General features: G+C 56.8%; 24 protein-coding genes. 14 read left to right on the top strand and 10 right to left on the bottom strand.

Annotation, left to right across the window (positions count from 1 at the left end; all coding sequences use genetic code 11):
* Positions 1 to 71: 71 nt before the first annotated feature.
* Entirely contained in the window at positions 72 to 914 is an 843-nt protein-coding gene (locus ACQG19_RS23580; RefSeq protein WP_029883697.1) for a 23S rRNA (adenine(2030)-N(6))-methyltransferase RlmJ, read from the bottom strand.
* Positions 915 to 1,127: 213 nt separating this feature from the next.
* Between ACQG19_RS23580 and prlC the strand changes: the two genes are divergently transcribed.
* Together prlC and rsmJ are read left to right on the top strand one after the other, a co-directional pair.
* Positions 1,128 to 3,170 (top strand): oligopeptidase A, encoded by a 2,043-nt coding sequence (gene prlC / locus ACQG19_RS23575; protein WP_013099196.1) that lies wholly within the window; start codon positions 1,128 to 1,130, stop codon positions 3,168 to 3,170.
* A 7-nt stretch (positions 3,171 to 3,177) separates the two neighbouring features.
* Positions 3,178 to 3,930, top strand: a complete 753-nt coding sequence (rsmJ, locus tag ACQG19_RS23570; RefSeq protein WP_032644932.1) for a 16S rRNA (guanine(1516)-N(2))-methyltransferase RsmJ — start codon at positions 3,178 to 3,180, stop codon at positions 3,928 to 3,930.
* Positions 3,931 to 4,021: 91 nt separating this feature from the next.
* Here the strand turns inward: rsmJ and uspA are convergent, their stop codons facing one another.
* A complete protein-coding gene (gene uspA / locus ACQG19_RS23565) occupies positions 4,022 to 4,459 on the bottom strand; it encodes a universal stress protein UspA (RefSeq protein WP_003861223.1) in 438 nt (145 codons plus the stop codon).
* 282 nt (positions 4,460 to 4,741) lie between these two features.
* On the opposite strand from uspA, the gene uspB reads away from it, so the two are divergent.
* Positions 4,742 to 5,077 (top strand): universal stress protein UspB, encoded by a 336-nt coding sequence (uspB, locus tag ACQG19_RS23560; RefSeq protein ID WP_003861224.1) that lies wholly within the window; start codon positions 4,742 to 4,744, stop codon positions 5,075 to 5,077.
* Positions 5,078 to 5,131: 54 nt separating this feature from the next.
* Here uspB and pitA read toward each other — a convergent pair whose 3' ends face one another.
* Entirely contained in the window at positions 5,132 to 6,631 is a 1,500-nt protein-coding gene (gene pitA, locus ACQG19_RS23555; RefSeq protein WP_013099193.1) for an inorganic phosphate transporter PitA, read from the bottom strand.
* A gap of 228 nt (positions 6,632 to 6,859) precedes the next feature.
* On the opposite strand from pitA, the gene ACQG19_RS23550 reads away from it, so the two are divergent.
* The gene (locus ACQG19_RS23550; protein WP_246932310.1) at positions 6,860 to 8,056 is read left to right on the top strand and encodes an NAD(P)/FAD-dependent oxidoreductase; all 1,197 of its coding nucleotides are present in this window, start codon (positions 6,860 to 6,862) and stop codon (positions 8,054 to 8,056) included.
* Between the two features lie 16 nt (positions 8,057 to 8,072).
* Here the strand turns inward: ACQG19_RS23550 and ACQG19_RS23545 are convergent, their stop codons facing one another.
* Positions 8,073 to 9,026, bottom strand: a complete 954-nt coding sequence (locus ACQG19_RS23545; RefSeq protein WP_246932313.1) for an NAD(P)-dependent oxidoreductase — start codon at positions 9,024 to 9,026, stop codon at positions 8,073 to 8,075.
* Positions 9,026 to 9,718 carry an RraA family protein gene (locus ACQG19_RS23540; protein ID WP_013099185.1) on the bottom strand — a complete coding sequence of 231 codons (693 nt, stop codon included), beginning with the start codon at positions 9,716 to 9,718 and terminating at the stop codon, positions 9,026 to 9,028. Before ACQG19_RS23540 ends, ACQG19_RS23545 begins: the two co-directional genes overlap by 1 nt.
* 169 nt (positions 9,719 to 9,887) lie before the next feature.
* Here ACQG19_RS23540 and ACQG19_RS23535 point away from each other — a divergent pair, with 169 nt between their 5' ends.
* Positions 9,888 to 10,625: an IclR family transcriptional regulator gene (locus ACQG19_RS23535; protein ID WP_246932341.1), complete on the top strand. Its 738-nt coding sequence runs from the start codon at positions 9,888 to 9,890 to the stop codon at positions 10,623 to 10,625.
* Positions 10,626 to 10,660: 35 nt separating this feature from the next.
* Here ACQG19_RS23535 and ACQG19_RS23530 read toward each other — a convergent pair whose 3' ends face one another.
* Complete coding sequence (locus ACQG19_RS23530) at positions 10,661 to 11,995, bottom strand: MFS transporter (protein WP_044157757.1); 1,335 nt, start codon at positions 11,993 to 11,995, stop codon at positions 10,661 to 10,663.
* Between the two features lie 330 nt (positions 11,996 to 12,325).
* Here ACQG19_RS23530 and ACQG19_RS23525 point away from each other — a divergent pair, with 330 nt between their 5' ends.
* Entirely contained in the window at positions 12,326 to 13,351 is a 1,026-nt protein-coding gene (locus ACQG19_RS23525) for a TerC/Alx family metal homeostasis membrane protein (RefSeq protein ID WP_014833633.1), read from the top strand.
* A gap of 60 nt (positions 13,352 to 13,411) precedes the next feature.
* On the opposite strand, the gene ACQG19_RS23520 is transcribed toward ACQG19_RS23525, so the two are convergent.
* The 3 genes from ACQG19_RS23520 to ACQG19_RS23510 form a co-directional block, all read right to left on the bottom strand.
* The gene (locus tag ACQG19_RS23520; RefSeq protein ID WP_013099181.1) at positions 13,412 to 14,074 is read right to left on the bottom strand and encodes an HAD family hydrolase; all 663 of its coding nucleotides are present in this window, start codon (positions 14,072 to 14,074) and stop codon (positions 13,412 to 13,414) included.
* Between the two features lie 106 nt (positions 14,075 to 14,180).
* Positions 14,181 to 14,975 carry an SDR family NAD(P)-dependent oxidoreductase gene (locus ACQG19_RS23515; RefSeq protein WP_020687718.1) on the bottom strand — a complete coding sequence of 265 codons (795 nt, stop codon included), beginning with the start codon at positions 14,973 to 14,975 and terminating at the stop codon, positions 14,181 to 14,183.
* Positions 14,976 to 15,007: 32 nt separating this feature from the next.
* Positions 15,008 to 15,889: a LysR family transcriptional regulator gene (locus tag ACQG19_RS23510; protein WP_045294878.1), complete on the bottom strand. Its 882-nt coding sequence runs from the start codon at positions 15,887 to 15,889 to the stop codon at positions 15,008 to 15,010.
* Between the two features lie 99 nt (positions 15,890 to 15,988).
* Here ACQG19_RS23510 and ACQG19_RS23505 point away from each other — a divergent pair, with 99 nt between their 5' ends.
* From ACQG19_RS23505 to arnF, 8 genes are all read left to right on the top strand, one after another.
* A complete protein-coding gene (locus tag ACQG19_RS23505) occupies positions 15,989 to 16,495 on the top strand; it encodes a phenolic acid decarboxylase (protein ID WP_029883623.1) in 507 nt (168 codons plus the stop codon).
* Positions 16,496 to 16,819: 324 nt separating this feature from the next.
* Positions 16,820 to 17,959, top strand: a complete 1,140-nt coding sequence (gene arnB / locus ACQG19_RS23500) for a UDP-4-amino-4-deoxy-L-arabinose aminotransferase (protein WP_058650531.1) — start codon at positions 16,820 to 16,822, stop codon at positions 17,957 to 17,959.
* Between the two features lies 1 nt (position 17,960).
* Complete coding sequence (gene arnC, locus ACQG19_RS23495; RefSeq protein WP_013099176.1) at positions 17,961 to 18,944, top strand: undecaprenyl-phosphate 4-deoxy-4-formamido-L-arabinose transferase; 984 nt, start codon at positions 17,961 to 17,963, stop codon at positions 18,942 to 18,944.
* Positions 18,941 to 20,923, top strand: a complete 1,983-nt coding sequence (arnA, locus tag ACQG19_RS23490) for a bifunctional UDP-4-amino-4-deoxy-L-arabinose formyltransferase/UDP-glucuronic acid oxidase ArnA (protein WP_038420771.1) — start codon at positions 18,941 to 18,943, stop codon at positions 20,921 to 20,923. The genes arnC and arnA overlap by 4 nt, the downstream gene beginning before the upstream one ends.
* Positions 20,920 to 21,822, top strand: a complete 903-nt coding sequence (gene arnD / locus ACQG19_RS23485; protein ID WP_038420770.1) for a 4-deoxy-4-formamido-L-arabinose-phosphoundecaprenol deformylase — start codon at positions 20,920 to 20,922, stop codon at positions 21,820 to 21,822. The genes arnA and arnD overlap by 4 nt, the downstream gene beginning before the upstream one ends.
* Entirely contained in the window at positions 21,819 to 23,474 is a 1,656-nt protein-coding gene (arnT, locus tag ACQG19_RS23480) for a lipid IV(A) 4-amino-4-deoxy-L-arabinosyltransferase (protein ID WP_047351928.1), read from the top strand. The genes arnD and arnT overlap by 4 nt, the downstream gene beginning before the upstream one ends.
* Positions 23,471 to 23,809 (top strand): 4-amino-4-deoxy-L-arabinose-phosphoundecaprenol flippase subunit ArnE, encoded by a 339-nt coding sequence (gene arnE, locus ACQG19_RS23475; RefSeq protein ID WP_013099172.1) that lies wholly within the window; start codon positions 23,471 to 23,473, stop codon positions 23,807 to 23,809. The genes arnT and arnE overlap by 4 nt, the downstream gene beginning before the upstream one ends.
* The gene (arnF, locus tag ACQG19_RS23470; protein WP_013099171.1) at positions 23,806 to 24,210 is read left to right on the top strand and encodes a 4-amino-4-deoxy-L-arabinose-phosphoundecaprenol flippase subunit ArnF; all 405 of its coding nucleotides are present in this window, start codon (positions 23,806 to 23,808) and stop codon (positions 24,208 to 24,210) included. Before arnE ends, arnF begins: the two co-directional genes overlap by 4 nt.
* On the opposite strand, the gene acpT is transcribed toward arnF, so the two are convergent.
* Positions 24,143 to 24,760 carry a 4'-phosphopantetheinyl transferase AcpT gene (gene acpT, locus ACQG19_RS23465; protein ID WP_029883618.1) on the bottom strand — a complete coding sequence of 206 codons (618 nt, stop codon included), beginning with the start codon at positions 24,758 to 24,760 and terminating at the stop codon, positions 24,143 to 24,145. The genes arnF and acpT overlap by 68 nt on opposite strands.
* Between the last annotated feature and the right edge of the window lie 2 nt (positions 24,761 to 24,762).

Raw genomic sequence — 24,762 nt, 5'->3', positions numbered from 1 at the left:
AGCTTTTATCCTTAATCGTGAATTGCCGCGATTGTATACCTGAAATCAATAGTTTCCACCGATGGCTGCGATTACTCTGGCACGATCCAGCTGACGGTGGCGTGACCTGTCCCGGCAGGTACCAGCGTTTTATGCAGCCATGGCAGAACGTTGTTCATCTGCGCTTCGAGCTTCCATGGCGGGTTAATGACAATCATGCCGGAGGCGGTCATGCCGCGCTGGTCGCTGTCCGGACGGACGGCCAGTTCAATCTGCAGGATTTTGCGGATGCCGGTCGCTTCCAGGTCTTTGATCATGCGCTTGATCTGCGCGCGCAGGACCACCGGATACCACAGGGCGTAGGTGCCGGTCGCAAAACGTTTGTAACCTTCGTTAATGCCGGTGACCACCGCCTGATAGTCGGTTTTGATTTCGTATGGCGGGTCTATCAGCACCAGGCCGCGACGGGAGACCGGCGGCAGTTTGGCTTTCAGCTGCAGGTAGCCATCGGCTTTGTCCACGCGGGCGCGGCTGTCTTTCTGGAACTCAGAACGCAGCAGCGGGAAATCGCTTGGGTGCAGCTCGGTCAACTGCAGGCTGTCCTGCTCACGCAGCAGCTGACGGGCAATCAATGGCGAGCCCGGATAGTAGCGCAACTGGCCGTTGCGGTTGAAATGATTCACCACACCAATGTACGGTTCCAGTTCGGCAGGCAGATCGTCCTGCTGCCAGATACGGGCGATCCCTTCCAGATATTCACCGGTACGCTCGGCGTGTTCACCGCTCAGCTGATAGCGGCCCGCGCCCGCGTGGGTGTCCAGATAAAGAAACGGCTTCTCTTTCTCTTTGAGTGATTCGATGATCAGGCTCTGAACGGTGTGTTTGAGGACGTCGGCGTGGTTGCCTGCGTGAAAGCTGTGGCGATAACTGAGCATGGATGAATGTGTTCCGGGTAGTCAACGTAGGCCCGATAAGCGTAGCGCCATCGGGCAAAAATAGAGCGTATCGCCACAGTATACAGAAAAGTTTCCACGGCCGCGAAAGCGCAACGCCCGGCATTGAAATCCTCTACACTTAACCCCATTACTGAACCATATGCACAGCGCCGGATGCGCGCTTCATTCATCAAATTCAACAGGACAGCGTTTATGACCAATCCATTACTGACGCCTTTTTCGTTGCCACCGTTTTCTAAAATCCTCCCTGAGCATGTGGTTCCAGCCGTTACGCAAGCGCTGGACAACTGCCGCGCGGCGGTAGAAAGCGTGGTCGCGCAGGGCGGGCCGTACACCTGGGAAAATCTGTGTCAGCCGCTGGCCGAAGTGGATGACGTGCTGGGGCGTATCTTCTCCCCGGTAAGCCACCTCAACTCGGTAAAAAACAGCCCGGAGCTGCGTGAAGCCTACGAACAAACCCTGCCGCTGCTCTCCGAGTACAGCACCTGGGTCGGCCAGCACGAAGGGCTCTACAAGGCGTATCGCGATCTGCGCGACGGCGACCACTATGCCGAACTGAACACCGCGCAGAAAAAATCCGTCGATAACGCCCTGCGTGATTTCGAGCTTTCCGGGATTGGCCTGCCAAAAGAGAAGCAGGTTCGCTACGGCGAAATCGCGGCGCGCCTGTCTGAGCTGGGTAACCAGTACAGCAACAACGTGCTCGACGCCACCATGGGCTGGACGAAGCTGATTACCGACGAAGCAGAGCTGGCGGGTATGCCGGAAAGTGCACTGGCGGCGGCAAAAGCCCAGGCCGAAGCGAAAGAGCAGGAAGGTTTCCTGTTAACGCTGGATATCCCAAGCTATCTGCCGGTGATGACCTACTGCGACAACCAGGCATTGCGTGAAGAGATGTACCGCGCCTACAGCACCCGCGCCTCCGATCAGGGGCCGAATGCCGGTAAGTGGGATAACAGCCCGGTGATGGCGGAAATCCTCGCCCTGCGTCACGAGCTGGCACAGCTGCTGGGCTTTGACAGCTACGCGGACAAATCCCTCGCCACCAAAATGGCCGAGAACCCGCAGCAGGTGCTCGATTTCCTGACCGATCTGGCGAAACGCGCCCGTCCTCAGGGTGAAAAAGAGCTGGCCCAGCTGCGCGCCTTCGCCAAAGCGGAGTTCGGCGTGGATGAGCTGCAGCCGTGGGACATCGCGTATTACAGCGAAAAACAGAAGCAGCACCTCTACAGCATCAGCGACGAGCAGCTGCGCCCGTACTTCCCGGAAAACAAAGCCGTTAACGGCCTGTTCGAAGTGGTGAAACGCATCTACGGCATCACCGCCAAAGAGCGTACTGATATCGACGTCTGGCATCCGGACGTGCGCTTCTTCGAGCTGTATGACGAGAAAAACGAACTGCGCGGCAGCTTCTACCTCGATCTCTACGCGCGTGAGAACAAGCGCGGCGGGGCGTGGATGGATGACTGCGTTGGCCAGATGCGTAAAGCCGACGGTTCCCTGCAAAAGCCTGTCGCTTACCTGACCTGTAACTTCAACCGCCCGGTCAACGGCAAGCCGGCGCTGTTCACCCACGACGAAGTGATCACCCTGTTCCATGAGTTCGGTCACGGTCTGCACCATATGCTGACCCGCATCGAAACTGCAGGCGTGGCCGGTATTAGCGGTGTGCCGTGGGATGCGGTCGAGCTGCCGAGCCAGTTTATGGAAAACTGGTGCTGGGAGCCGGACGCGCTGGCGTTTATCTCCGGCCACTACGAGACCGGCGAACCGCTGCCGAAAGAACTGCTGGATAAAATGCTGGCAGCCAAGAACTACCAGGCGGCAATGTTTATTCTGCGCCAGCTGGAGTTCGGCCTGTTCGACTTCCGCCTGCACGCCGAGTTTAGCCCGGAGCAGGGGGCAAAAATCCTCGAAACCCTCGCTGAGATTAAAAAGCAGGTCGCCGTTATTCCAGGGCCAACCTGGGGTCGCTTCCCGCACGCGTTCAGCCACATCTTCGCGGGCGGCTATGCGGCAGGTTATTACAGCTACCTGTGGGCCGATGTCCTGGCGGCGGATGCTTTCTCTCGCTTTGAAGAAGAGGGGATTTTCAACCGTGAAACCGGTCAGTCGTTCCTCGATAACATCCTGACCCGCGGCGGCTCAGAAGAGCCGATGGAGCTGTTCAAACGCTTCCGTGGCCGCGAGCCGCAGCTGGATGCGATGCTTGAGCATTACGGGATCAAAGGCTGATTTCTACGTGAAGATCTGCTTAGTGGATGAAACAGGCGCCGGAGACGGCGCCTTATCTGTTCTGGCCGCCCGCTGGGGGCTGGAGCACGATGAAGAAAACCTGATGGCGCTGGTGATGACGCCAGAGCATCTCGAATTACGTAAACGCGACGAACCGAAACTCGGCGGGATTTTTGTCGATTTTGTCGGGGGCGCGATGGCGCACCGGCGCAAGTTTGGCGGCGGACGCGGTGAGGCTGTTGCAAAAGCCGTCGGCATCAAAGGGAGCTATCTTCCGGATGTGGTGGATGCCACGGCGGGGCTGGGGCGCGATGCGTTTGTGCTGGCGTCTGTCGGCTGCCGCGTGCGGATGCTGGAGCGCAACCCGGTGGTGGCCGCGTTGTTGGATGACGGCCTGACTCGTGGTTACGCGGACCCGGAAATCGGCCCGTGGTTGCAGGAACGTTTACAGCTGATCCACGCCTCCAGCCTGACGGCGTTGACCGATATCACCCCGCGCCCGCAGGTGGTCTATCTCGATCCGATGTTCCCGCATAAGCAGAAAAGCGCGCTGGTGAAAAAAGAGATGCGGGTGTTTCAGTCGCTGGTGGGGCCAGATCTGGATGCGGACGGCCTGCTTGAGCCTGCCCGTCAGCTTGCAACGAAGCGGGTGGTGGTGAAGCGCCCGGACTACGCGCCGCCGCTGGCGGACGTTGCGACGACCAACGCGGTGACCACCAAAGGGCACCGGTTTGATATTTATTCGGGTACGCCGGAATAAAAAAGCCGGGTGGCGGCTTCGCCTTACCCGGCCTAGGTTCAGTGCCATTTGTAGGCCCGGTAAGCGTTAGCGCCACCGGGCTTTTTTGCACTTACTCGTCTTCTTCGTCACGCAGCGGAACAATCAGCATATCCACGTGAACGGTATTGATCAGCTGACGCGCTGAGGACATCAGCTTGCTCCAGAAGTCCTGGTGATGACCGCAAACCACCAGGTCCATATCGTATTTCTTAATCGCATCGACCAGCACCTGGCCCAGATCGCCGCTACCGCTTAAGGTTTCAGTGATCGGGTAACCTGCGTTGGTGGACAGCTCGCTCAGGGCGTGGTGTGTCTCTTCGGAGATGCGTTTTTGCATATCGCCGAGATTCACGTCGATCAGACCGGTATAAAGGTCGGAGTAATTCACATCAACGTGAATCAGCGAAACTTTCGCGTTGTAAGGGCGTGCCATGGATACTGCTTTATCAACCAGCACTTTGCTCTCCGGGGAGAGGTCTACCGCGATGAGAATGTGTTTGTAAGCCATAGTGTTACTCCTTCCTTAAGTTATCGATGACTAAACAGAAAGCCGTCGTCTGATGCTTTCATTACGGCCCAGTTAAACATATTTTTCAAGCTTTGGTGTTGATAACGATTAACCTTGTGGCAAAAAAATTAACGGATCTCCTACACTATTTAATGAACCGTTCGGATATTAAAACGCGAACCGGATCGACTTTTGGTCATTCTTTCACTGAACTGTCTGTCAGGGCATTGGGGTGCGGTAGCTCAGAAGCCTTGCTTCGTGGGCGGACGCCGGGGAGGATGTATGATTAGCACCGTCGCATTGTTTTGGGCGTTATGCGTAGTTTGCATAGTGAATATGGCGCGCTACTTCTCATCGTTACGTGCGCTGTTAGTGGTACTTCGTGGTTGCGATCCGTTGCTTTATCAGTATGTGGACGGTGGAGGGTTCTTCACCTCGCATGGACAGCCCAGCAAACAGATGCGCCTGGTCGGGTATATCTACTACCAGCGCTACCGGGATCATCACGATGAAGAGTTTATCCGCCGCTGCGAGCGCCTGCGTCGCCAGTTCATTTTGACCAGCGCCCTGTGTGGCCTGGTCGTCGTCAGTATGATTGCCTTAATGATTTGGCACTGAGTATAAAAAAAGCGGGTCAGTTTCCTGACCCGCTTTTTTGTCGCCTTCAGCCAATTAAATCAGCTTCAGCGCAATCCAGTACAACCCACCCGAGAGCAGGATAGACGCCGGAAGCGTAAACACCCAGGCCATCAGAATGTTGGTCACGGTTTTGCGTTGCAGACCGCCGCCATCAACAATCATGGTACCTGCCACGGACGAAGAGAGTACGTGGGTGGTGGAGACCGGCATACCGGTGTAGCTTGCCAGACCGATAGAGACCGCCGCCGTCATCTGCGCGGACATGCCCTGCGCATAGGTCATGCCTTTCTTACCAATCTTCTCGCCGATGGTGGTTGCCACACGACGCCAGCCAATCATCGTACCGATACCCAGTGCCAGCGCGACAGCCATGATGATCCAGATTGGCGCGTACTCAATGGTGTTGAGCATATCGCTTTTCAGTTTCTTCAGCAGACGCTTGTCGTCAGCATTTACGTCTGGCAACTTCGCGACTTTGTCGGTCACGTCAGAGATGCAGAGCATAATGCGACGCAGCTGACCACGCTGTTCAACGGCCAGTTTGTCGTAGCTTTCGATATCGCCCAGCATGCCTTTCGCACGTTCCAGCGCGTTAATCGCGTTTGCCGGGTGGCAGTGGAACTCGCCCGGCGCGGTGGTCGCACCCGCTTCAGGAGACGGGATCAGCTGGTCAACGCCGGTCGCTTTTTTCAGCAGTTCAGGGTGCTGCTGGAAATAGGTTTCAACGTTATTGACCGCATCACGGGTACGGGTGATTTCATAACCGGAGGCATTCATGTTAACCACGAAGCCCGCCGGTGCAACGCCAATCAGAACCAGCATCACCAGACCGATGCCTTTCTGCCCGTCGTTCGCGCCGTGAGAGAAGGCCACGCCGATGGCGGAAATGATCAGGGCGATACGCGTCCAGAATGGTGGCTTTTTCTTGCCGTCTTTCTTCTCACGCTCTGCTGGCGTCAGGTGGATACGCGCACGTTTTTTCGTGTTGCTCCAGTAGCGACGCAGGATGAAAATCAATCCACCCGCAACCACCAGACCGACGATAGGGGAGATGATCAGAGAACCGAAAATACCCAGTACTTTAGGCAGGTTAAGCGCATCAACAACCGAGGTACCGGTCATCAGGGCGTTGGTTAACCCGATACCGATAATGGCGCCGATGAGGGTGTGAGAACTGGATGCAGGCAGGCCGAAATACCAGGTACCGAGGTTCCAGATAATTGCAGCAAGCAGCATTGAGAACACCATAGCGAGGCCATGGCCAGAACTTACGTTAAGCAGCAGATCCGTTGGCAGCATATGCACAATGGCATACGCAACGCTCAGTCCGCCCAGAAGGACACCAAAAAAGTTAAATACCGCCGCCATAACGACCGCCAGTTGCGATCGCATTGCGCGAGTGTAGATAACCGTTGCTACTGCGTTTGCAGTGTCGTGGAAGCCGTTGATCGCTTCGTAAAACAGTACAAAAACCAGAGCAAGCAATAATAAAAGCCCGGTATGTAAATCCAGGCCGGCAAACAAATGTAGCATAGGACGTTACGCCATTTTGAGGACATGAACGCGGCGCATTATCCAGGACAAATGCGCGGCGGGCAAAGTGAAATATAGACTTTTTTTGACATACCACCTGATTTGGGAAAAGTGCCTGAAAGGATATTCTTTAAATTTCAATGAAATGGCTTTGTAATATCTTTTTACGCTGGTGTGACCACAGAGGAAACTTTACAATCCGCGGCAGTGAACAAAGAGGGTTTTGACGTGGAAAGGTTTGATGCCGTGGTAATTGGCGCCGGTGCGGCGGGTATGTTTTGTGCGGCGATGGCCGGACAGGCGGGTCGTCGCGTGCTGCTGCTGGATAACGGTAAAAAGCCTGGGCGCAAAATCCTGATGTCTGGCGGCGGGCGCTGCAACTTTACGAACCTGTATGTCGAACCTGCGGCCTATCTGAGCCAGAACCGCCATTTTTGTAAATCTGCGCTGGCGCGTTATACCCAGTGGGATTTTATCGATCTTGTGGGTAAGCACGGTATCGCGTGGCATGAGAAGACGTTGGGGCAGCTGTTCTGCGACGACTCCGCGCAGCAGATTGTCGATATGCTGGTGGCCGAGTGCGAGAAGGGCGGCGTGGTAATGCGCCTGCGTACGGAGGTGCTGGACGTATCCCGCGACGAGCAGGGCTATACGCTGCAGCTCAACGGCGAAAGCGTCAGCGCCGATAACCTGGTCATTGCCAGCGGCGGTCTGTCGATGCCGGGGCTGGGCGCCTCGCCGTTCGGCTACAAAATTGCCGAGCAGTTTGGCCTGAAGGTGCTGCCAACGCGTGCGGGACTGGTTCCTTTTACTCTGCACAAACCGCTTCGGGAACAGCTTCAGACGTTGTCTGGCGTTTCTGTTCCTTCCGTTATTACCGCCGAAGACGGAACGGTGTTCCGCGAAAACTTGCTCTTTACCCACCGCGGCCTCTCCGGCCCGGCGGTGCTGCAAATCTCCAGCTACTGGCAGCCGGGCGAGTTCGTCACGGTTAACCTGCTGCCGGAGTGCGATCTGGATGCGTTCCTCAATGAACAGCGTGCGGCGCACCCGAATCAGAGCCTGAAAAATACCCTCGCGATGCAGTTGCCGAAGCGTCTGGTAGAGTGTTTGCAGGGGTTAGGGCAGATCCCGGATGTTTCCCTTAAGCAGCTTAACAGCCGCGAGCAGGAGACGCTGGTAGAGACCCTGACAAACTGGCGCGTGCAGCCCAACGGCACCGAAGGCTACCGCACGGCGGAGGTCACGCTGGGCGGTGTCGACACGAATGAGCTCTCCTCGCGCACGATGGAGGCACGCAACGTGCCGGGCCTCTACTTCATCGGTGAAGTGATGGATGTGACCGGCTGGCTCGGCGGGTATAACTTCCAGTGGGCGTGGGCCAGTGCCTGGGCGTGTGCGCAGGCGCTGGCAGAGAAGCCCTGAGGGAGTTCATTTTGGATTAGCGGCTCGCGGTAAGCGTTGTTTCTTCAGCTTCACTTACAACGTCTACAATATTGCTGGCCGCCACGGTGCCCATTTTGATATACGATGCTGCGCTGACGCCGCCAATATGCGGAGAGATAATGACGTTCTCGACCCCCTGCCAGAGGTGCGGAGCGGCCAGTGGTTCGCTGGTAAAGCTGTCCAGCCCCGCGCTGTGCAAGGTTCGATTCTCTAGCGCCGCGAGCAATGACCGATCGTCAATCAAGCCGCCGCGTGCCGTATTCACCAGAATAGCGTTTGGCTTAACGTATGCGAGCGTTTTCGTATTGATCATGCCCCGATTATTGTCGGTGAGCGGACAATGCAAAGAAATCACATCGGAACGGGAAAGTAGGTCGGTCAGAGTATCAGTACGCTCGCATATGGAAGGCATTGATTGAGCATAGGGATCGTAAGCAAGAACCCGCATACCAAAGACGTGACCGATCTGTGCTACCCGTGAGCCAATAGCCCCCAGCCCGATCAGTCCCAGCGTGAGTCCTTCCAGTTCGATGGATTTATGCGTGGCTTTATCCCAGTGCCCCTGGCGCAGTCGCGTATCCAGCGACACCACCGATTTGGCGCAGGCGAGAATTAATGCCCAGGTGTGTTCAGCCACCGCCGCCGCGTTAGCTCCCGGTGCAGAGCGGACGACGATATTACGCTCAGCCGCTGCCGCCTGGTCTATCACATCGATCCCGCTTCCGTGCTTGGAAATAACCTGCAGGGCTGGTGCTGCATCCATGATTTTCGCGCTAATCTTGCCGTAACGTACCAGTATTGCCACCGGATTATGCTGTTCACACAGTGTAATCAGCTCATCCTCCGTGGGCTGACGACCCGCAAACACCACCTCAAAGTCGTGCAATATCGCCATGGCCTGCTCTGCCAGGTCGCTCCCGGTTACCAGGACTACCTTCTTATTTGCCATTACAGCGTCTCCCCGTCTGCCAGCATGCCCGCCTTACGCAGCGCGTCATTGAGCCAGTGTGGGCGTAAATCGCCCTCACGGATAGCAGCAAGACGTTTGGTCTCCATCTCCAGCTTCCCTTTTGCCAGACTGATAATCTGCTTAACTTCCTCGCGTGGGATCACCACCACGCCGTCGATATCGGCCACTACCAAATCTCCGGCATGCACTGTCGCCCCGGCAACGGAAATGGGATGGTTCACCCGGCCAGAAATGGACTTTGTCGGGCCGCAGGGATTCAGACCAGCAGAGAAAACGGGATAGTTACCCTTGCTCAGTGTGTCGGCGTCACGTACCGCTCCGTCGATAATGATCCCTGCAATACCGCTCGCCTGAGCCTGGGTGGCCATGATTTCACCCAGTAGCGCGCAGCTCAGATCGCCTTTTCCATCGACAACCAGGACATCGCCGGGCTGGGCAACGGCCATCGCGGCATGAATGGCCAGATTATCCCCCGGACGCACCTCAACGGTAACAGCCGGACCCGCAACGGACATGTGCGATGCCAACGGTTTGATTCGTCCATGCAGCGTACCGCGGCGCCCGGCGACATCCGCCAGTATGGCTGCCTGATATTCGGCGGCCTGGCGTACCTCTTCAGCCGATACGCGTTCGAACTGGCGGTTTATCAATGATTTTTCAGAAACGGACATGACTCTCTCCATATTGTTTTACTGTGTACAATGCAGGTGTACAATACAAAACAACTATAGCGGTGTTGCTTTCCTTTTAGCCAGACCTGAGAAGGGGTTTGTGATGTAAACACGAAGTGACTCACAAAATTTGAGGTACACTCTCTGCCGGGCTGAAAAGGAGATAATGATGGGGAATGAAGGCGTTGTAGCGGTTGAGAAGGCGCTGGCTTTACTGGATTGCTTCCGTCCTGGCGATGAAAGCCTGACGTTAACCGCCCTGGCGCAGCTATCGGGTTACCACAAAACCACGGTTTACCGCTTAATGAACTCTCTTGAACGGATGAACTATGTCGTCAGACATGATGACGGCAATTATGCGCTTGGTCCTCGTCTGCTTTATCTCGGTAAGCTTTATGAACAGTCTTTCCATCTTTCCCGGGTGGTGCAGCCTGAATTACAGGCCTTATCCCTGGCTTCCCAGGAGAGCGCCAGCTGGTATGTATTAGAAGGCGGACAACGTCTGTGCCTGTTTCGGGCAGAAGCCTCACATGGGCTCCGACACAGCAATCTCCCCGGCACTCAGTTCCCGCTGGATGATTCTGCTATCAGTAAGGTTCTACGCCATTGGGGCCTCAATGAGCCCCTGCCGGGCGGTGAGCCTGCGCTTCCGCTCTACACGGCAGGTGCCCGCGATCCCCATACCGCGGCGTTTGCGATGCCCGTCTTCGGCGTTCATGACAAACTGATTGCGGCGCTGGCATTGACCGGCCCCATCTCGCGACTGACGGAAGATCGCAGGGATCAAGGTATTCGTCAGTTGATGCACGACACCGCCAGCCGCCTGTCACAGAAAATGGGGGCCAGCAAGCCCTTCTGTCAGCAGTTCTACGGGGAAACGAGCGATACAGCGGAAGAAAACGGTTAACGAAAAGCGGGACACGCGTCCCGCTTTTGTCATCACTAATGCGTGACCTGTTTTTCGTGTAGCTGAGCGTTACGGGCCTGTCGTCCCATAATGAGAACTGCGATACCTCCCGCCACACACAGCGTGGCCAGCGGAAGCATAGCCAGCGTGTAGCTGCCCGTCCGCTCATTGATAATACCGTATGCATTGACCATGACCGCGCCGCCGATCAGGTTAGCAATAGCGCCAATCGCAGCCAGCCCTGCAGCCGCTGAAGTACTGCTCATCCAACTGGATGCCAGCGCCCAGAAAGGCCCTTTCATGGAATACGCACCTATCAACATGATGCTGAGGATCACGATAGTCGCCGGCAGCGACACGCTCACAAATGCAGCGAACACGCCTGCGGCAATCATGAACAGTGTCAGTGCGGTGTGCCAGCGGCGCTCATTGGTACGATCCGAGTTTCGCCCCCAAATAATCATGAGAACGGATGCCAGACCGTAAGGGATAGCGTTGAGCAGGCCTGTTTCCAGGTTATCGAGGTGGAAGGATTTAAGCAGTTGAGGAGACCAGACGCTGATGGTGGTGCCTGCAGACGATGCGCCCGCGTAAATGAGTGCCATCAGCCAGATTTGGCGATGCTTCAAAAGCTGCCACGTCGTTTGATGTCCAATGTTCTTTTGCTGATTACGCTCGCTCTCCAGCGTGCTTTCCAGCCATTTTTTCTGCTCACTGCTGAGCCAGTTTGCCTGATGAGGACGATCGCGAAGAATAAACCAGGCGGCAATGCCCAGCAGCACGGCGGGTAAGCCTTCAATAATAAACAGCAGATGCCAGCCGCGAAGACCCAACCAGCCATCCATTGACAGAATCAGCCCGGAGAGTGGGGAGCCGATGAAGTTGGCGAGCGGGATGGCAACCATAAATGACGCAATAATGCGTGCGCGGTAGCGGGAAGGGATCCACCAGGTCAGATAAAGCACGACGCCCGGGAAAAAGCCCGCTTCAGCAGCGCCGAGCAGAAAACGTACGATATAGAGCGACGTAGTGTTCTGAACCAATGACATACACATTGAAACGACGCCCCAGCTGATCATAATGCGCGGGATCCACAGTCGTGCGCCGACTTTTTGCATCGCCAGATTGCTTGGAACTTCAAACAAAAAATAGGCCACAAAGTAGAGACTGCTGGCGAAACCAAATGCCGCTTTGCTAAGACCGAGATCCTCATTCATCTGCAGCGATGCCATGCCGATGTTCCCGCGATCGATAATGGAGATCAGATAGCTGACGATGAGAAACGGGAGGATACGCCAGATCACCTTCCGCATCGTCTCCTTTTCTATCCCCTCACTGGTGGTAGCGCCATAACGCGTTTGTTCTGTCATTGTGTCCTCGCAGGGTCTGTTCTTGGTTTTATCAGGTACAACTCAGTTTTATTTAACAAAACCACTATAGCGACGTTGCGTTATTTTTATCCAGTGAATGGAAGGTTTAAATTATGTAAATAAGAGGTGACTCACATATCAGGCGCGTTACGCAAAGCGCCTAAACGGCAGATGCGTCACCCCACGTTGTGAGGTAAAGTACACGCCTTGCGCAGCCACAGAGCTGCGGTTTGAAGGGGGGAACCGTTGTAAAACCGTTCCATCTTTTTCTCTGCTGGCATATGCCAGTCTGCATGGTTTTTGTGTTTTGCCTCTACAAAAGGGTTGTGTATGTCTGCTGCTCATCTCGGTTTCCCGACGGAAACCGTTGTTGTCTTTGTGGTGATGGCTGTCGGGGCGATGTTTATCGACCTCTTCATGCACCGTCACGATAAGCCTGTCTCGCTGAAAAGTGCCGCAATGTGGTCCGTTTTCTGGTTCTCGATGGCGATGGCGTTTGCCGGGTTCCTGTATGTTCACCACGGTGCCGAGATGGCGAGCCTGTTCCTCACCGGCTACGCGCTGGAAGAGGTGCTCTCGGTCGATAACCTGTTTGTGATGATGGCGATTTTTGCCTGGTTCGGCGTGCCGGATAAGTACCGTCACCGCGTACTCTACTGGGGTGTGCTGGGGGCGATTGTCTTCCGCGGTATCTTCGTGGCCATTGGGACCAGCCTGCTGAGTCTGGGGCCGTACGTGGAGGTTATTTTTGCGCTGGTCGTTGGCTGGACGGCGGTGATGATGCTCAGGCGCAACGAAGAGAGCGACGAGGTTGAAGATTACTCCGGTCACCTGGCCTATCGGCTGGTGAAACGCTTCTATCCTGTCTGGCCGAAAATCAGCAGCCACGCCTTTATTCTGACCCAGAAAGAGGTCGATGCGGAGCTGGAAAAACCAGAAAACCAGGACGTAATGGTTGGGCGCGTCAAAAAAGCGAAACGTTACGCGACGCCATTATTACTATGCGTGGCGGTCGTGGAGCTGTCTGATGTGATGTTCGCGTTTGACTCCGTACCGGCCATTATCGCCGTCAGCCGCGAGCCGCTGATTATCTACAGCGCCATGATGTTTGCCATCCTCGGCCTGCGTACGCTCTATTTCGTACTGGAAGCGCTGAAGCAGTATCTGGTTCACCTGGAGAAGGCGGTGGTCCTGCTGCTGTTCTTCGTGGCGTTCAAGCTCGGGTTGAATGCAACAGATCACTTCTGGCATCACGGCTACAGCATTGGCGCGACGACCAGTCTGTTCGTGGTATTAGGCGTGCTGGCGCTGGGGATAATTGCGAGCGTGATGTTCCCGGGGAAACGTGAGGCCTGATGCAACGCTCTTCTCCCTCTCCCTGTGGGAGAGGGCCGGGGTGAGGGCACCAGACCGCACCTAACCCTTAATCGGTGAGTTGCGGCGCTTGCGCGGTGGGTGGAAGTGCCGCCAGTGTGGATCCTGCGCTGCGGCCAGCAGTTCGTGGTCGCCACGGGTATCCCCCCAGGCGCGCAGGTGGTACTCGTTCAGATTGCCATACACCTTTTCCAGTCTGGCGACTTTCTGGGCGCAGCGGCAGTTGTTGCCGGTAATGCGCCCGGTCAGCTTACCGTCTTTCACTTCCAGTTGTGTGCCAATCAGCTTGATGCCAAGCTTGTCAGCCCACGGCTGGAGCACCAGTGCCGGAGAGGCGGAACAGATGGTCACTTCCGCGCCAGAGTTCACCTCCGCCGCCACCGCCAGCACCCCCTCGGGGCGCATCAGCTTGTTCCAGTATTTTTCGCAAAACGCTTCCGCCTGCTGACGTAACCAGTGTTCATCCACCCCCGTCAGGAACGTTTTGATCAGCACCTCTTTTAGCTCATCACGCGTTAGCTTGCGGCGTACGCAGTGGAGCGTCGGCAATGCCATACGCACCAGTCGTCCCGCGAAGTAACGTTTCCCGAAGGCAAAACGCAGGAAAGGGATGAAGCTATCGTGGTGTGTTAACGTTCCATCAAAGTCGAAGACAGAGAGCACGTTAGATTTGGCCACGGTCTCGTCGGCAATCATATTGGTCATAAATACGTCTTAGCTGAAATACACATTCTGCTCGTTAGTTTACCTGCTTTGGCGCCACAGTCCTTAAACCTCACGCTTTTTTTCTCATTCTTGCGGCCTGAGCCACTCAGATAATGTCATCCACCACGCCACCGTCGACGCGCAACGCCGCGCCAGACGTGGCGGAGGCCTGCGCTGAGCAGACATAGACCACCATATTGGCGACCTCTTCAACCGTGGCCGCTCGCTGGATCACCGAGCTGGGGCGGTTGGCCATCACAAACTCTTTTGCCAGCTGTTCCAGCGACTTACCGGTCTTCTCGATCTCGTCTTTCATCATCTCTGCGAATCCGTCAGACATCGTCGGCCCCGGCAATACGCTGTTGACCGTCACGCCGCTACCCGCCACGAACTTCGCCAGTCCGCGTGCCAGCGAGAGCTGTGCCGTTTTGGTCACGCCGTAGTGGATCATGTCCGCCGGGATATTGCAGGCCGACTCGGAGGAGATAAATACCACGCGGCCCCAGCCTTTCTTCACCATGCCGGGAAGCAGTGCGCGGGAGAGACGCACGCCGGACATTACGTTGGTCTGCCAGTAACGTTCCCAGGTGTCATCGTCGGTGGCATAGAAATCCTGCGGCCCGTAAATCCCGGCATTGTTGACCAGAATGTCCACGTTATTCGCCACCTTCAGCAGCGACTCGACCCCTTCCGGCGTGCTGAGATCGGCTATCGCGGCACGCACCTGCACGCCCGGCACTACCTGCTGCAGCTGCTGAATACCTTTATTCACCGACTCGGTACTGCGGCCATTGACGATCACTTCCGCACCGCTTTCTGCCAGCCCTCTGGCAATGGCGAAGCCAATTCCACCCGTTGAGGCGGTGACCAGCGCCACTTTCCCCGTAAAATCGATTTTCATCATCTGCTCCTTATCGTTTTAACGTTCGGACCTTAAAGCGTAGCAGGTGACGATGACGGCTCCTGGCTAAAAAGGCGCAATAGCGTCTCAACCTGTTCGTCCAGCGGGCTAAGCGAGCGCTTCACAATCAGGTGCAGCGGCGTGGCTCGCCGCACGCCATGGCTGAGCGGCAGCATCTTCAGTACCCCTTGTTCCAGCTGAGTCTGAATGCGCTCCTCCGGCAGCCAGCCGTAACCCACCTGCGACATCACCGCCTCAATGGCCGCGTCAATGGTGGAAAAGGTCCACGAACCACTGGCGGAGTGCGCCGCGGTCTGGTTGTCCGCAATTTTAATCAGCGGCCACGGGCGGAGCATGTCGTCGTTCAGCGGCGCGTCGAGCTGAAAGAGCGGATGCTGATGATGGGCCACGGCAACAAAGTCGATATTCATCAGCCATTCGCCAAGCCCGGTCATATCCTGGCGGCGGGTTAAGACCATCACATCGGCTTCATCATTGATGGCATCGGCGCGGGTATTTTCCAGCACTTCGGTGAGACGGACCTGAGTCTGCGGATACTGCTGCTGGAACTGACGCAGGATGGCGAACAGACGACGGCGGGGAAAGATATTGTCCACCACCAGATCCAGCCGCGTGCGCATTCCGTTACGCAGGGTAAGCGCGCGTGTCTCAACGTACGCGAAGGCTTTCAGCAGCGGTTTGACCTGGTTGAGCAGCAGTTCCCCGGCAGGGGTCAACACTGCCCGACGGCCTTCCTGCACCAGAAGCGCCACCCCCAGCCGTTCCTGCAGTAGCGCCAGGTTATAGCTGACGGAAGACTGGCTGCGGTGCGTCTCTTCCGCGGCTCTGGCAAAACTGCCCGCATCCACCACCTTCTCCAGCAAGGACCATTGTTCGAGCGTCGTCTTGTGCATTATCAATCTAAAATTTGGATGAATTTGATTCAAACATAGCGTTATTCATTCATTTTTTGAAGGGGTAGGATCGTCTCATCAAAACAAAGGAGACATTATATGAGCACCTTCGACAAACACGACTTAAGCGGCTTCATCGGCAAACATCTGGTTTATACCTACGATAATGGCTGGAACTACGAGATTTATATCAAAAATGAAAATACCATCGACTACCGTATTCACAGCGGCCTGGTGGGGAATCGTTGGGTAAAAGATCAGCAGGTGTATGTTGTTCGCGTAGGTGAGAGTATTTATAAAATTTCCTGGACTGAACCCACCGGCACCGACGTTAGCCTGATTGTGAACCTTGGGGACAAACTGTTCCATGGCACTATCTTCTTCCCGCGTTGGGTCATGAACAACCCGGAAAAAACCGTCTGCTTCCAGAACGATCACATTCCACTGATGAACAGCTATCGCGATGCAGGTCCGGCCTATCCAACAGAAGTGATTGATGAATTTGCCACCATTACCTTCGTGCGCGACTGTGGGGCCAACGATGACAGCGTAATTGCGTGTGCGGCCAGTGAATTGCCCGCTGACTTCCCAAATAATTTAAAATAAGCGCGACAATTAACTAAAAAGAAAAGTTCCCGGTTATTTCTGTTTTTAAAGAAATAACCGGGATTTTTTTTGTTTGTTGAGCTTTGGTTTAAACGTTACATTTTGAAAAAATTGAGTGCTGTCACAAAATAAATAATTCATAATTTTATAACTTAATGTTTTTAAAGATATTTATATTCATGTGAAAACATTTTAATTCCCTCTCTTAATTTTTCCCTAAGAAATGAGCGCTACCTTGATATGAGTTTATGAACCGTTGAAATAAACGGTCCGCTAATTGGTTAATATCAAAAGCATGCCATTCTTATTGCAAGGAAATTAATGATGAGTGATTTTTTGCCTTTTTCCCGCCCCTCAATGGGTAATGAGGAAATCGCGGCGTTGCAGGAGGTATTAACCTCTGGCTGGATCACGACCGGGCCGAAAAATCAGGCGCTTGAAGAGGCATTTTGTCAGCTGACCGGGAATCACCACGCCATTGCCGTCAGTTCGGCAACGGCCGGGATGCACGTCACCCTGATGGCGCTGGGTATTGGCCCTGGCGATGACGTCATCACCCCCTCCCTGACCTGGGTCTCCACGCTGAATATGATCGTTCTGTTGGGGGCAAACCCGGTGATGATCGATGTGGACAAAGATACCCTGATGGTCACCCCGGACGCGGTAGACGCCGCGATTACGCCGCGTACCAAAGCGATTATCCCGGTGCATTACGCCGGTGCGCCGTGTGATATCGATGCTATCCGCGCGGTGGGGGAGCGTCACGGTATTCCGGTGATCGAAGACGCGGCACACGCCGCGGGCACGTACTACAAAGACCGCCACGTGGGCTGGCAGGGCACGGCAATTTTCTCCTTCCACGCCATTAAAAACATGACCTGCGCCGAGGGCGGTCTGGTGGTGACGGATGACGAACAGCTGGCACAAAAAATCCGCAGCCTGAAATTCCACGGTCTGGGCGTCGATGCCTATGACCGCCAGACCCACGGCCGCGCGCCGCAGGCCGAAGTGATCGCGCCCGGATTTAAATACAACCTCGCGGATATCAACGCCGCGCTGGCGCTGGTGCAGTTGGGCAAACTGAAACAGGCCAATAAACGCCGTCAGGACATCGCCGAACGCTACCTGCGCGAGTTGGCCGACACGCCGTTCCAGCCGCTCACTATTCCATCATGGCCGCATGTGCACGCCTGGCACCTGTTTATTATTCGCGTGGATGAAGCCCGTTGCGGGATCTCCCGCGATAACCTGATGGCGGCCCTGAAGGAGAAGGGCATCGGCACTGGCCTGCATTTCCGCGCGGCACACACCCAAAAATACTACCGCGAGCGTTTTCCTGATGTATCGCTCCCGCATTCTGAATGGAACAGCGCGCGTATTTGTTCTCTCCCACTTTTCCCGGACATGACTCATGACGACACAACCCGCGTCATTACCGCGCTCCATCAGCTTGCAGGACATTGATATGTTCAGTGCGCCGCCTGTACAAAAAGTTTCTGTGGTGATCCCCGTTTATAACGAGCAGGAGAGCCTGCCCGAACTGATCCGCCGCACCACCGCCGCCTGCGAGACGCTGGGCAAAGCCTACGAAATCCTGCTGGTGGATGACGGCAGCAGCGATAACTCCGCCCTGATGTTGACCGAGGCCGCGCAGGCCGAAGGCAGCCATATCGTCGCGGTGCTGCTTAACCGCAACTATGGCCAGCATTCGGCCATTATGGCCGGGTTCAGCCACGTGACGGGGGATTTGGTCATCACGCTGGATGCCGATCTGCAAAACCCGCCGGAGGAGATCCCCCGGCTGGTCGCCAAAGCCGACGAAGGGTACGACGTGGTGGGTACGGTACGGCAGAATCGTCAGGATAGCCTGTTCCGCAAGCTGGCTTCCCGCACCATCAACCGCCTGATCCAGCGCACCACCGGCAAAGCGATGGGCGATTACGGCTGCATGCTGCGCGCCTATCGCCGCCATATTGTCGACGCCATGCTGCACTGCCATGAACGCAGCACCTTCATTCCGATTCTGGCGAATACCTTTGCCCGTAAGGCGACGGAGATCCCGGTGCTGCACGCCGAGCGTGAGCACGGGGAGTCGAAGTACAGCTTTATGCGTCTTATCAACCTGATGTACGACCTCATCACCTGCCTGACCACCACGCCGCTACGCCTGCTGAGCGTCTTCGGCAGCATTATCGCGCTGGCCGGGTTTACGCTTTCCGTTTTGCTGGTCGTCCTGCGTCTGGTCTTTGGCCCCCAGTGGGCGGCGGAAGGGGTATTCATGCTCTTTGCCGTGCTGTTCATGTTCATTGGCGCCCAGTTTGTCGGGATGGGCCTGCTCGGTGAGTACATTGGCCGTATCTATAACGATGTTCGCGCACGTCCGCGCTACTTTATTCAACGTGTTGTCCGCCAGGAACACAAAGTCTCTCAAGAGGAAAAACACCCATGAAAGCTGTTGTCTTTGCCTATCACGATATGGGGTGCGCGGGCCTGCTTGCCCTGCTTGAAGCGGGTTATGATATCGCTGCCATCTTCACGCATCCGGACGCCGCAGGCGAGAATAACTTCTTTGGCTCCGTGGCGCGTATCGCCGCCGAGCACGGCATTCCGGTCTACGCGCCGGACGATATCAACCACCCGCTGTGGGTGGATCGCATTCGCGACACCGCCCCGGATGTCATCTTCTCGTTCTACTACCGCAACCTGATTTGCGACGATATTTTACGTCTGGCGACGAAAGGGGCATTTAACCTTCACGGCTCATTGCTGCCCGCCTACCGTGGCCGCGCGCCGCTGAACTGGGTGCTGGTGAATGGCGAAACTGAAACCGGCGTGACCCTGCACCGCATGGTGCACCGCGCGGATGCGGGCGCCATCATTGCGCAGCAGCGTGTTGCCATTGATGCGGATGAGACGGCGCTGCAGCTTCATCAGAAACTCTGCTCGGTGGCACAAAGCCTGCTGCGCGATGCACTGCCGACCATCCTGAACGGCACCTTCAGCGAGACCGCTCAGGACGAGAGCAAGGCGAGTTGTTTTGGCCGCCGCACGCCGGAAGACGGCCGTCTGGACTGGAACAAGCCCGCCCGCCAGTTGCACAACCTGGTGCGCGCAGTGACCGACCCCTGGCCGGGGGCGTATAGCTTTGCCGGCGTCAGCAAATTCATCGTCTGGAAATCCCGCGTGCGCGACGATGTCCCGGCCGCGAAACCGGGCACTATCGTCTCTGTCTCTCCGCTGATTGTCAGCTGCGGCGAGCAGGCGCTGGAGATCGTGACCGGTCAGACCGACAACGGCGTTTATGTGCAGGGCGCGCAGCTGGCGCAGTCTCTGGGGCTGGTTCCCGGCGCCTTGATCACCAGCGCCCCGGTGGTGGCAATTAAGCGCCGCACCCGCGTGCTGATCCTCGGCGTAAACGGTTTTATTGGTAACCACCTGACCGAGCGTCTGCTGAAAGACGATAACTACGAAATTTATGGCCTCGACATTGGCTCCGATGCCATCAGCCGTTTCCTTGACTGCCCGCGCTTCCATTTCGTGGAAGGGGATATCAGCATCCACTCCGAGTGGATCGAGTACCACATCAAAAAATGCGACGTGGTGCTGCCGCTGGTCGCCATTGCCACGCCGATTGAGTACACCCGCAATCCGCTGCGCGTATTCGAGCTGGACTTTGAAGAGAACCTGAAGATTATCCGCGACTGCGTGAAATACGATAAGCGCATCATCTTCCCGTCCACCTCCGAAGTGTACGGCATGTGTACTGATAAAAACTTCGATGAAGATACCTCTAATCTGGTGGTCGGGCCGATCAACAAGCAGCGCTGGATTTACTCCGTCTCTAAACAGCTGCTGGACCGCGTAATTTGGGCCTACGGCGAGAAAGAAGGGCTGCGCTTTACCCTGTTCCGGCCGTTCAACTGGATGGGGCCACGTCTGGATAACCTGAACGCGGCGCGCATTGGTAGCTCCCGCGCCATTACCCAGCTGATCCTGAACCTGGTGGAAGGCTCGCCCATTAAGCTCATTGAAGGCGGTAAACAAAAACGCTGCTTCACCGACATCAGCGACGGCATCGAAGCCCTGTTCCGCATCATTGAAAACAAGGATGGCCGCTGCAACGGGGAGATCATCAACATCGGCAACCCGGATAACGAAGCGAGCATTCGTGAACTGGCCGAAATGCTGCTGGCAAGCTTCGAGCGCCATCCGCTGCGTAACCAGTTCCCGCCGTTTGCAGGATTCCGCGAAGTGGAAAGCAGCAGCTACTATGGCAAAGGCTACCAGGACGTTGAGCACCGCAAGCCGAGCATTCGCAATGCGAAGCGCTGCCTGAACTGGACGCCAACGGTGAAGATGGAGCAGACCATTGATGAGACGCTCGATTTCTTCCTGCGCACCGTGGAGCTGTCGGAACAGGCCTCATGAAAAAAGTCGGTTTACGCATTGATGTCGATACCTTCAGGGGAACGCGTGACGGCGTTCCCGGACTGCTGAGGCTGCTGAGCAAGCACGATGTGCGTGCCAGCATCTTCTTCAGCGTGGGGCCAGACAACATGGGACGTCATTTATGGCGTCTGGTTAAACCGGCATTTCTGTTCAAAATGCTGCGCTCGCGCGCAGCATCGCTCTACGGCTGGGATATTTTGCTGGCCGGTACCGCATGGCCCGGCAGGCGTATCGGCGCGGGTAACGAAGCCATCATCCGTGAAGCGGCGCAGCACCATGAGGTCGGCCTGCATGCCTGGGATCACCATGCCTGGCAGGCCTGGGCGGGCGTCTGGGACATTCCTCGCCTGGCCCGGGAAATCGAGCGTGGTCTGCGGGAGCTGGAGGCCATTATCGGGCAGTCGGTGCGCTGCTCCGCCGTGGCCGGATGGCGTGCGGATCAACGCGTCGTGAAAGCCAAAGAGCCGTTCGCGTTTCGCTACAACAGCGATTGCCGGGGCAGCGGACCTTTTTTACCACAGCTCGGTGAAAACCGCGTTGGCACGGTGCAAATCCCGGTCACACTGCCCACCTGGGATGAAGTGGTGGGGCGCGAGGTGACCGCCGACGGCTTCAACCGCTACATTCTGGACCGTATACATCGCGACACCGGCACGCCGGTCTACACCATCCACGCCGAGGTGGAAGGGATTGCGTATCAGCATGATTTCGATGCGCTGTTGACGCTGGCGGCGCAGGAGGGGATTCAGTTCTGCCCGTTGATCGACCTGCTGCCAGACGATCTCAGTACGCTGCCCGTCGGCAAAATTGTGCGAAGTGAAATGGCTGGCCGGGAAGGCTGGCTTGGCTATCAACAAACCGTGAGTCCGGTACCATGAAAGTCGCCCGTTATGGCTTAGGGCTTTTCGCCCTGTTTATTGTTTACTATCTCATTCCGGTTGATATCCGTCTGTTATGGCAGCCTGATGAAACGCGCTATGCGGAAATCAGCCGTGAAATGCTCGCCTCCGGCAACTGGATTGTGCCGCATTTTCTGGGGCTGCGTTACTTTGAAAAGCCGATTGCTGGCTACTGGGTCAACAGCCTCGGGCAACTGCTGTTTGGCCATACAAACTTTGCCGTGCGCGCCGGGGCCATCTTTTCCACCGGCTTGACGGCGCTACTGGTTATCTGGATGGCCTGGCAACTCTGGCGCGATAAACGCGTTGCCCTGTTCTCCGGCCTTATCTTCCTGACGCTGTTTCTGGTCTATGGCATTGGCACCTATGCCGTGCTCGACCCCATCATCTCCCTGTGGCTGGCGGCGGCGATGTGCAGTTTCTGGCTGGCCTCGCAGGCGCAGACCCTGGCTGGCAAAGCGGGGGGCTACATCGTGCTGGGGCTGGCCTGCGGTATGGGGGTGATGACCAAAGGCTTTCTCGCCCTGGCGGTGCCGGTCCTTGGCGTCCTGCCGTGGGTGATTGCCCAAAAGCGCTGGAAAGAGGTGCTGAGTTTTGGCGGGCTTGCGATCCTGAGCTGCGTGCTCATTGTCCTGCCCTGGGGGCTGGCGATTGCCCAGCGTGAACCCGATTTCTGGCGCTACTTCTTCTGGGTTGAACACATTCAGCGTTTTGCCCAGAGCGACGCCCAGCACAAAGCCCCGTTCTGGTATTACCTGCCATTCCTGGTCGCGGGCAGTTTGCCGTGGCTGGCGCTGTTGCCCGGTGCGCTGCGTCTGGGCTGGCGTGAAAAACATCCGGCAGGCGGCGGGCTTTATCTGCTCGGTTGGGTGGTGATGCCGCTTTTATTCTTCAGCATTGCCAAAGGCAAGCTGCCTACCTACATCCTGCCGTGTTTTGCCCCGCTGGCGATCCTGATGGCGCGCTATGCCTGCCTCGCTGCGGAAAAGGGGGCCAGCGTGTTACGCATCAATGCCGGGATCAACCTGGCGTTCGGTACCCTCGGTGTCATCGCGGCGTTAGTCGTGTCGCCGTGGGGGCTGGCTAAGCACCCGGTCTGGACATCGGTCGAGCTGTTTAAAGTCTTCTGCGCGGTGGTGGCCTTCCTCGTCTGGGCCGTGGTGGGCTGGTTTAGCTTCAGACGGAGCCAGCAGCGCTGGTGGCTGGCGGCGCTGTGCCCTGCCGGGCTGGCGTTGCTGATTGGTTTTGCCATTCCCAACCTGGTGGTGGACTCCAAACAGCCACAGTCGCTGGTGGATACCGTGCGCGACCCGCTCCAGCAGAGCCGGTTCGTGCTGGCCGATAACGTCGGCGTGGCGGCAGGGCTGGCGTGGGAGCTTAAGCGTAATGACATCATCATGTTTGGTCAGAGCGGTGAACTGCGTTACGGGCTGGATTATCCGGACGTGAAAGACCGCTTTATCACGAAAGATGACTTTGCGCAGTGGCTGGCGAGGCATCGCCAGCAGGGGAGCGTGTCGCTGGTGATCCTGCTGTCGAAGAACGACGATCTGAACCGGGATAACCTGCCAAAGCCGGACTACCTGTATATCCAGGGGCGGCTGGCTTACCTGCAGTATCTGCCGCAATGATGACCTGGCTGTGGCTGGTGCTGGCAAGCCTGCTGACCTGCGCGGGACAGCTCTGTCAGAAACAAGCGACCCGTCCGGCGAAAACCGGGCGGCGTGGCGCCCATATTGTGCTGTGGCTGGGGCTCGCCTTGCTGGCGCTGGGCTGCGGCATGCTGGTCTGGCTGGTGGTATTGCAGCGTCTTCCCGTCGGGGTCGCCTATCCCATGCTGAGCCTTAATTTTGTCTGGGTGACGCTGGCAGCGAAGGGGCTCTGGCATGAGAAGGTGGCCCGACATCACTGGCTGGGCGTAGGGTTGATTATGATCGGGATTGTTCTGCTGGGAGGAAGCCTGTGAAAGGGGCGTGCTGGGCGTTATGCAGCGTGGCGTTAGTCAGTGCCGCGCAGCTGCTGCTGCGCAGCGCCATGCAGGCGCTTCCGCCCGTCGGCGAGGCGCTGGCATTTTTCAGGGCTCTCTGGCATTTTTCGTCCGGTACCGGCGCGCTGCTGCTGGGGCTGATGGGCTATGTGGCCTCTATGGGCTGCTGGTATCTGGCGCTGCATCGCATGGCGCTCAGCAAAGCGTACGCCTTGCTGAGCCTCAGTTATATTCTGGTGTGGGGCGCGGCGATCCTGCTGCCCGGCTGGGGTGAGTCGTTCTCGTGGCAGGGGCTGGCGGGTGTCGGGTTGATTATGCTGGGCGTGCTGGTGATATTCCTGCCCCGGACATCTCGTGGTGAAAAATCGCCCCGGGGGTAAGGGTGAACGGAGTGGGCGTGCAGACGGCGAGACTCAGCGAGCCAAACTGAAGCTGGCTGACCGAGTGGGCCTCAGAGGTACTGTCGATGCTGACAATCTGCCAGGCGCTGCCGCCTCGTTGCTTCACAATCGCCTCTTTACGCGTCCAGATCCCCCAGAAAGCCGGGAGCTTCGCCTCCTGCGCTTCGCGTTCCAGCTCTGCATGTTCCGCCACGCTGAAAACCGCGTTCGCCAGTGCCTGCCAGTTTTCACGCGGGCGTATCACTTCGATATCGCAGCCTACTTCACCTTCATCGCTCACCAGCAGGGCAATGTCGTCCCCGCTGTGGCTCAGGTTAAACCAGAGCCGATGATCTTTCGCAAAGGCGGGTTTCCCCTGTTCACCGTACACAATGTCGGGCAGCGGAGACGGGGATAATGTCCGGGCGAGCAGCGTCCTGCCTGCCAGCCAGGAACGGTTTCGCGCACCCTGAGGTGCCATATCTGCGAGCGTTGACGCCAGCGGGTCCGCGCAAAGGGTGGAGATTTTTCCCAGTATAAACTGGTACATAG

It is taken from the genome of Enterobacter cloacae complex sp. 277I4 (assembly GCF_050031465.1).
Lineage (GTDB): Bacteria > Pseudomonadota > Gammaproteobacteria > Enterobacterales > Enterobacteriaceae > Enterobacter > Enterobacter cloacae.
Note: the sequence above shows the minus strand (reverse complement) of the source record. Positions and strands in the feature narration are given on the sequence as shown.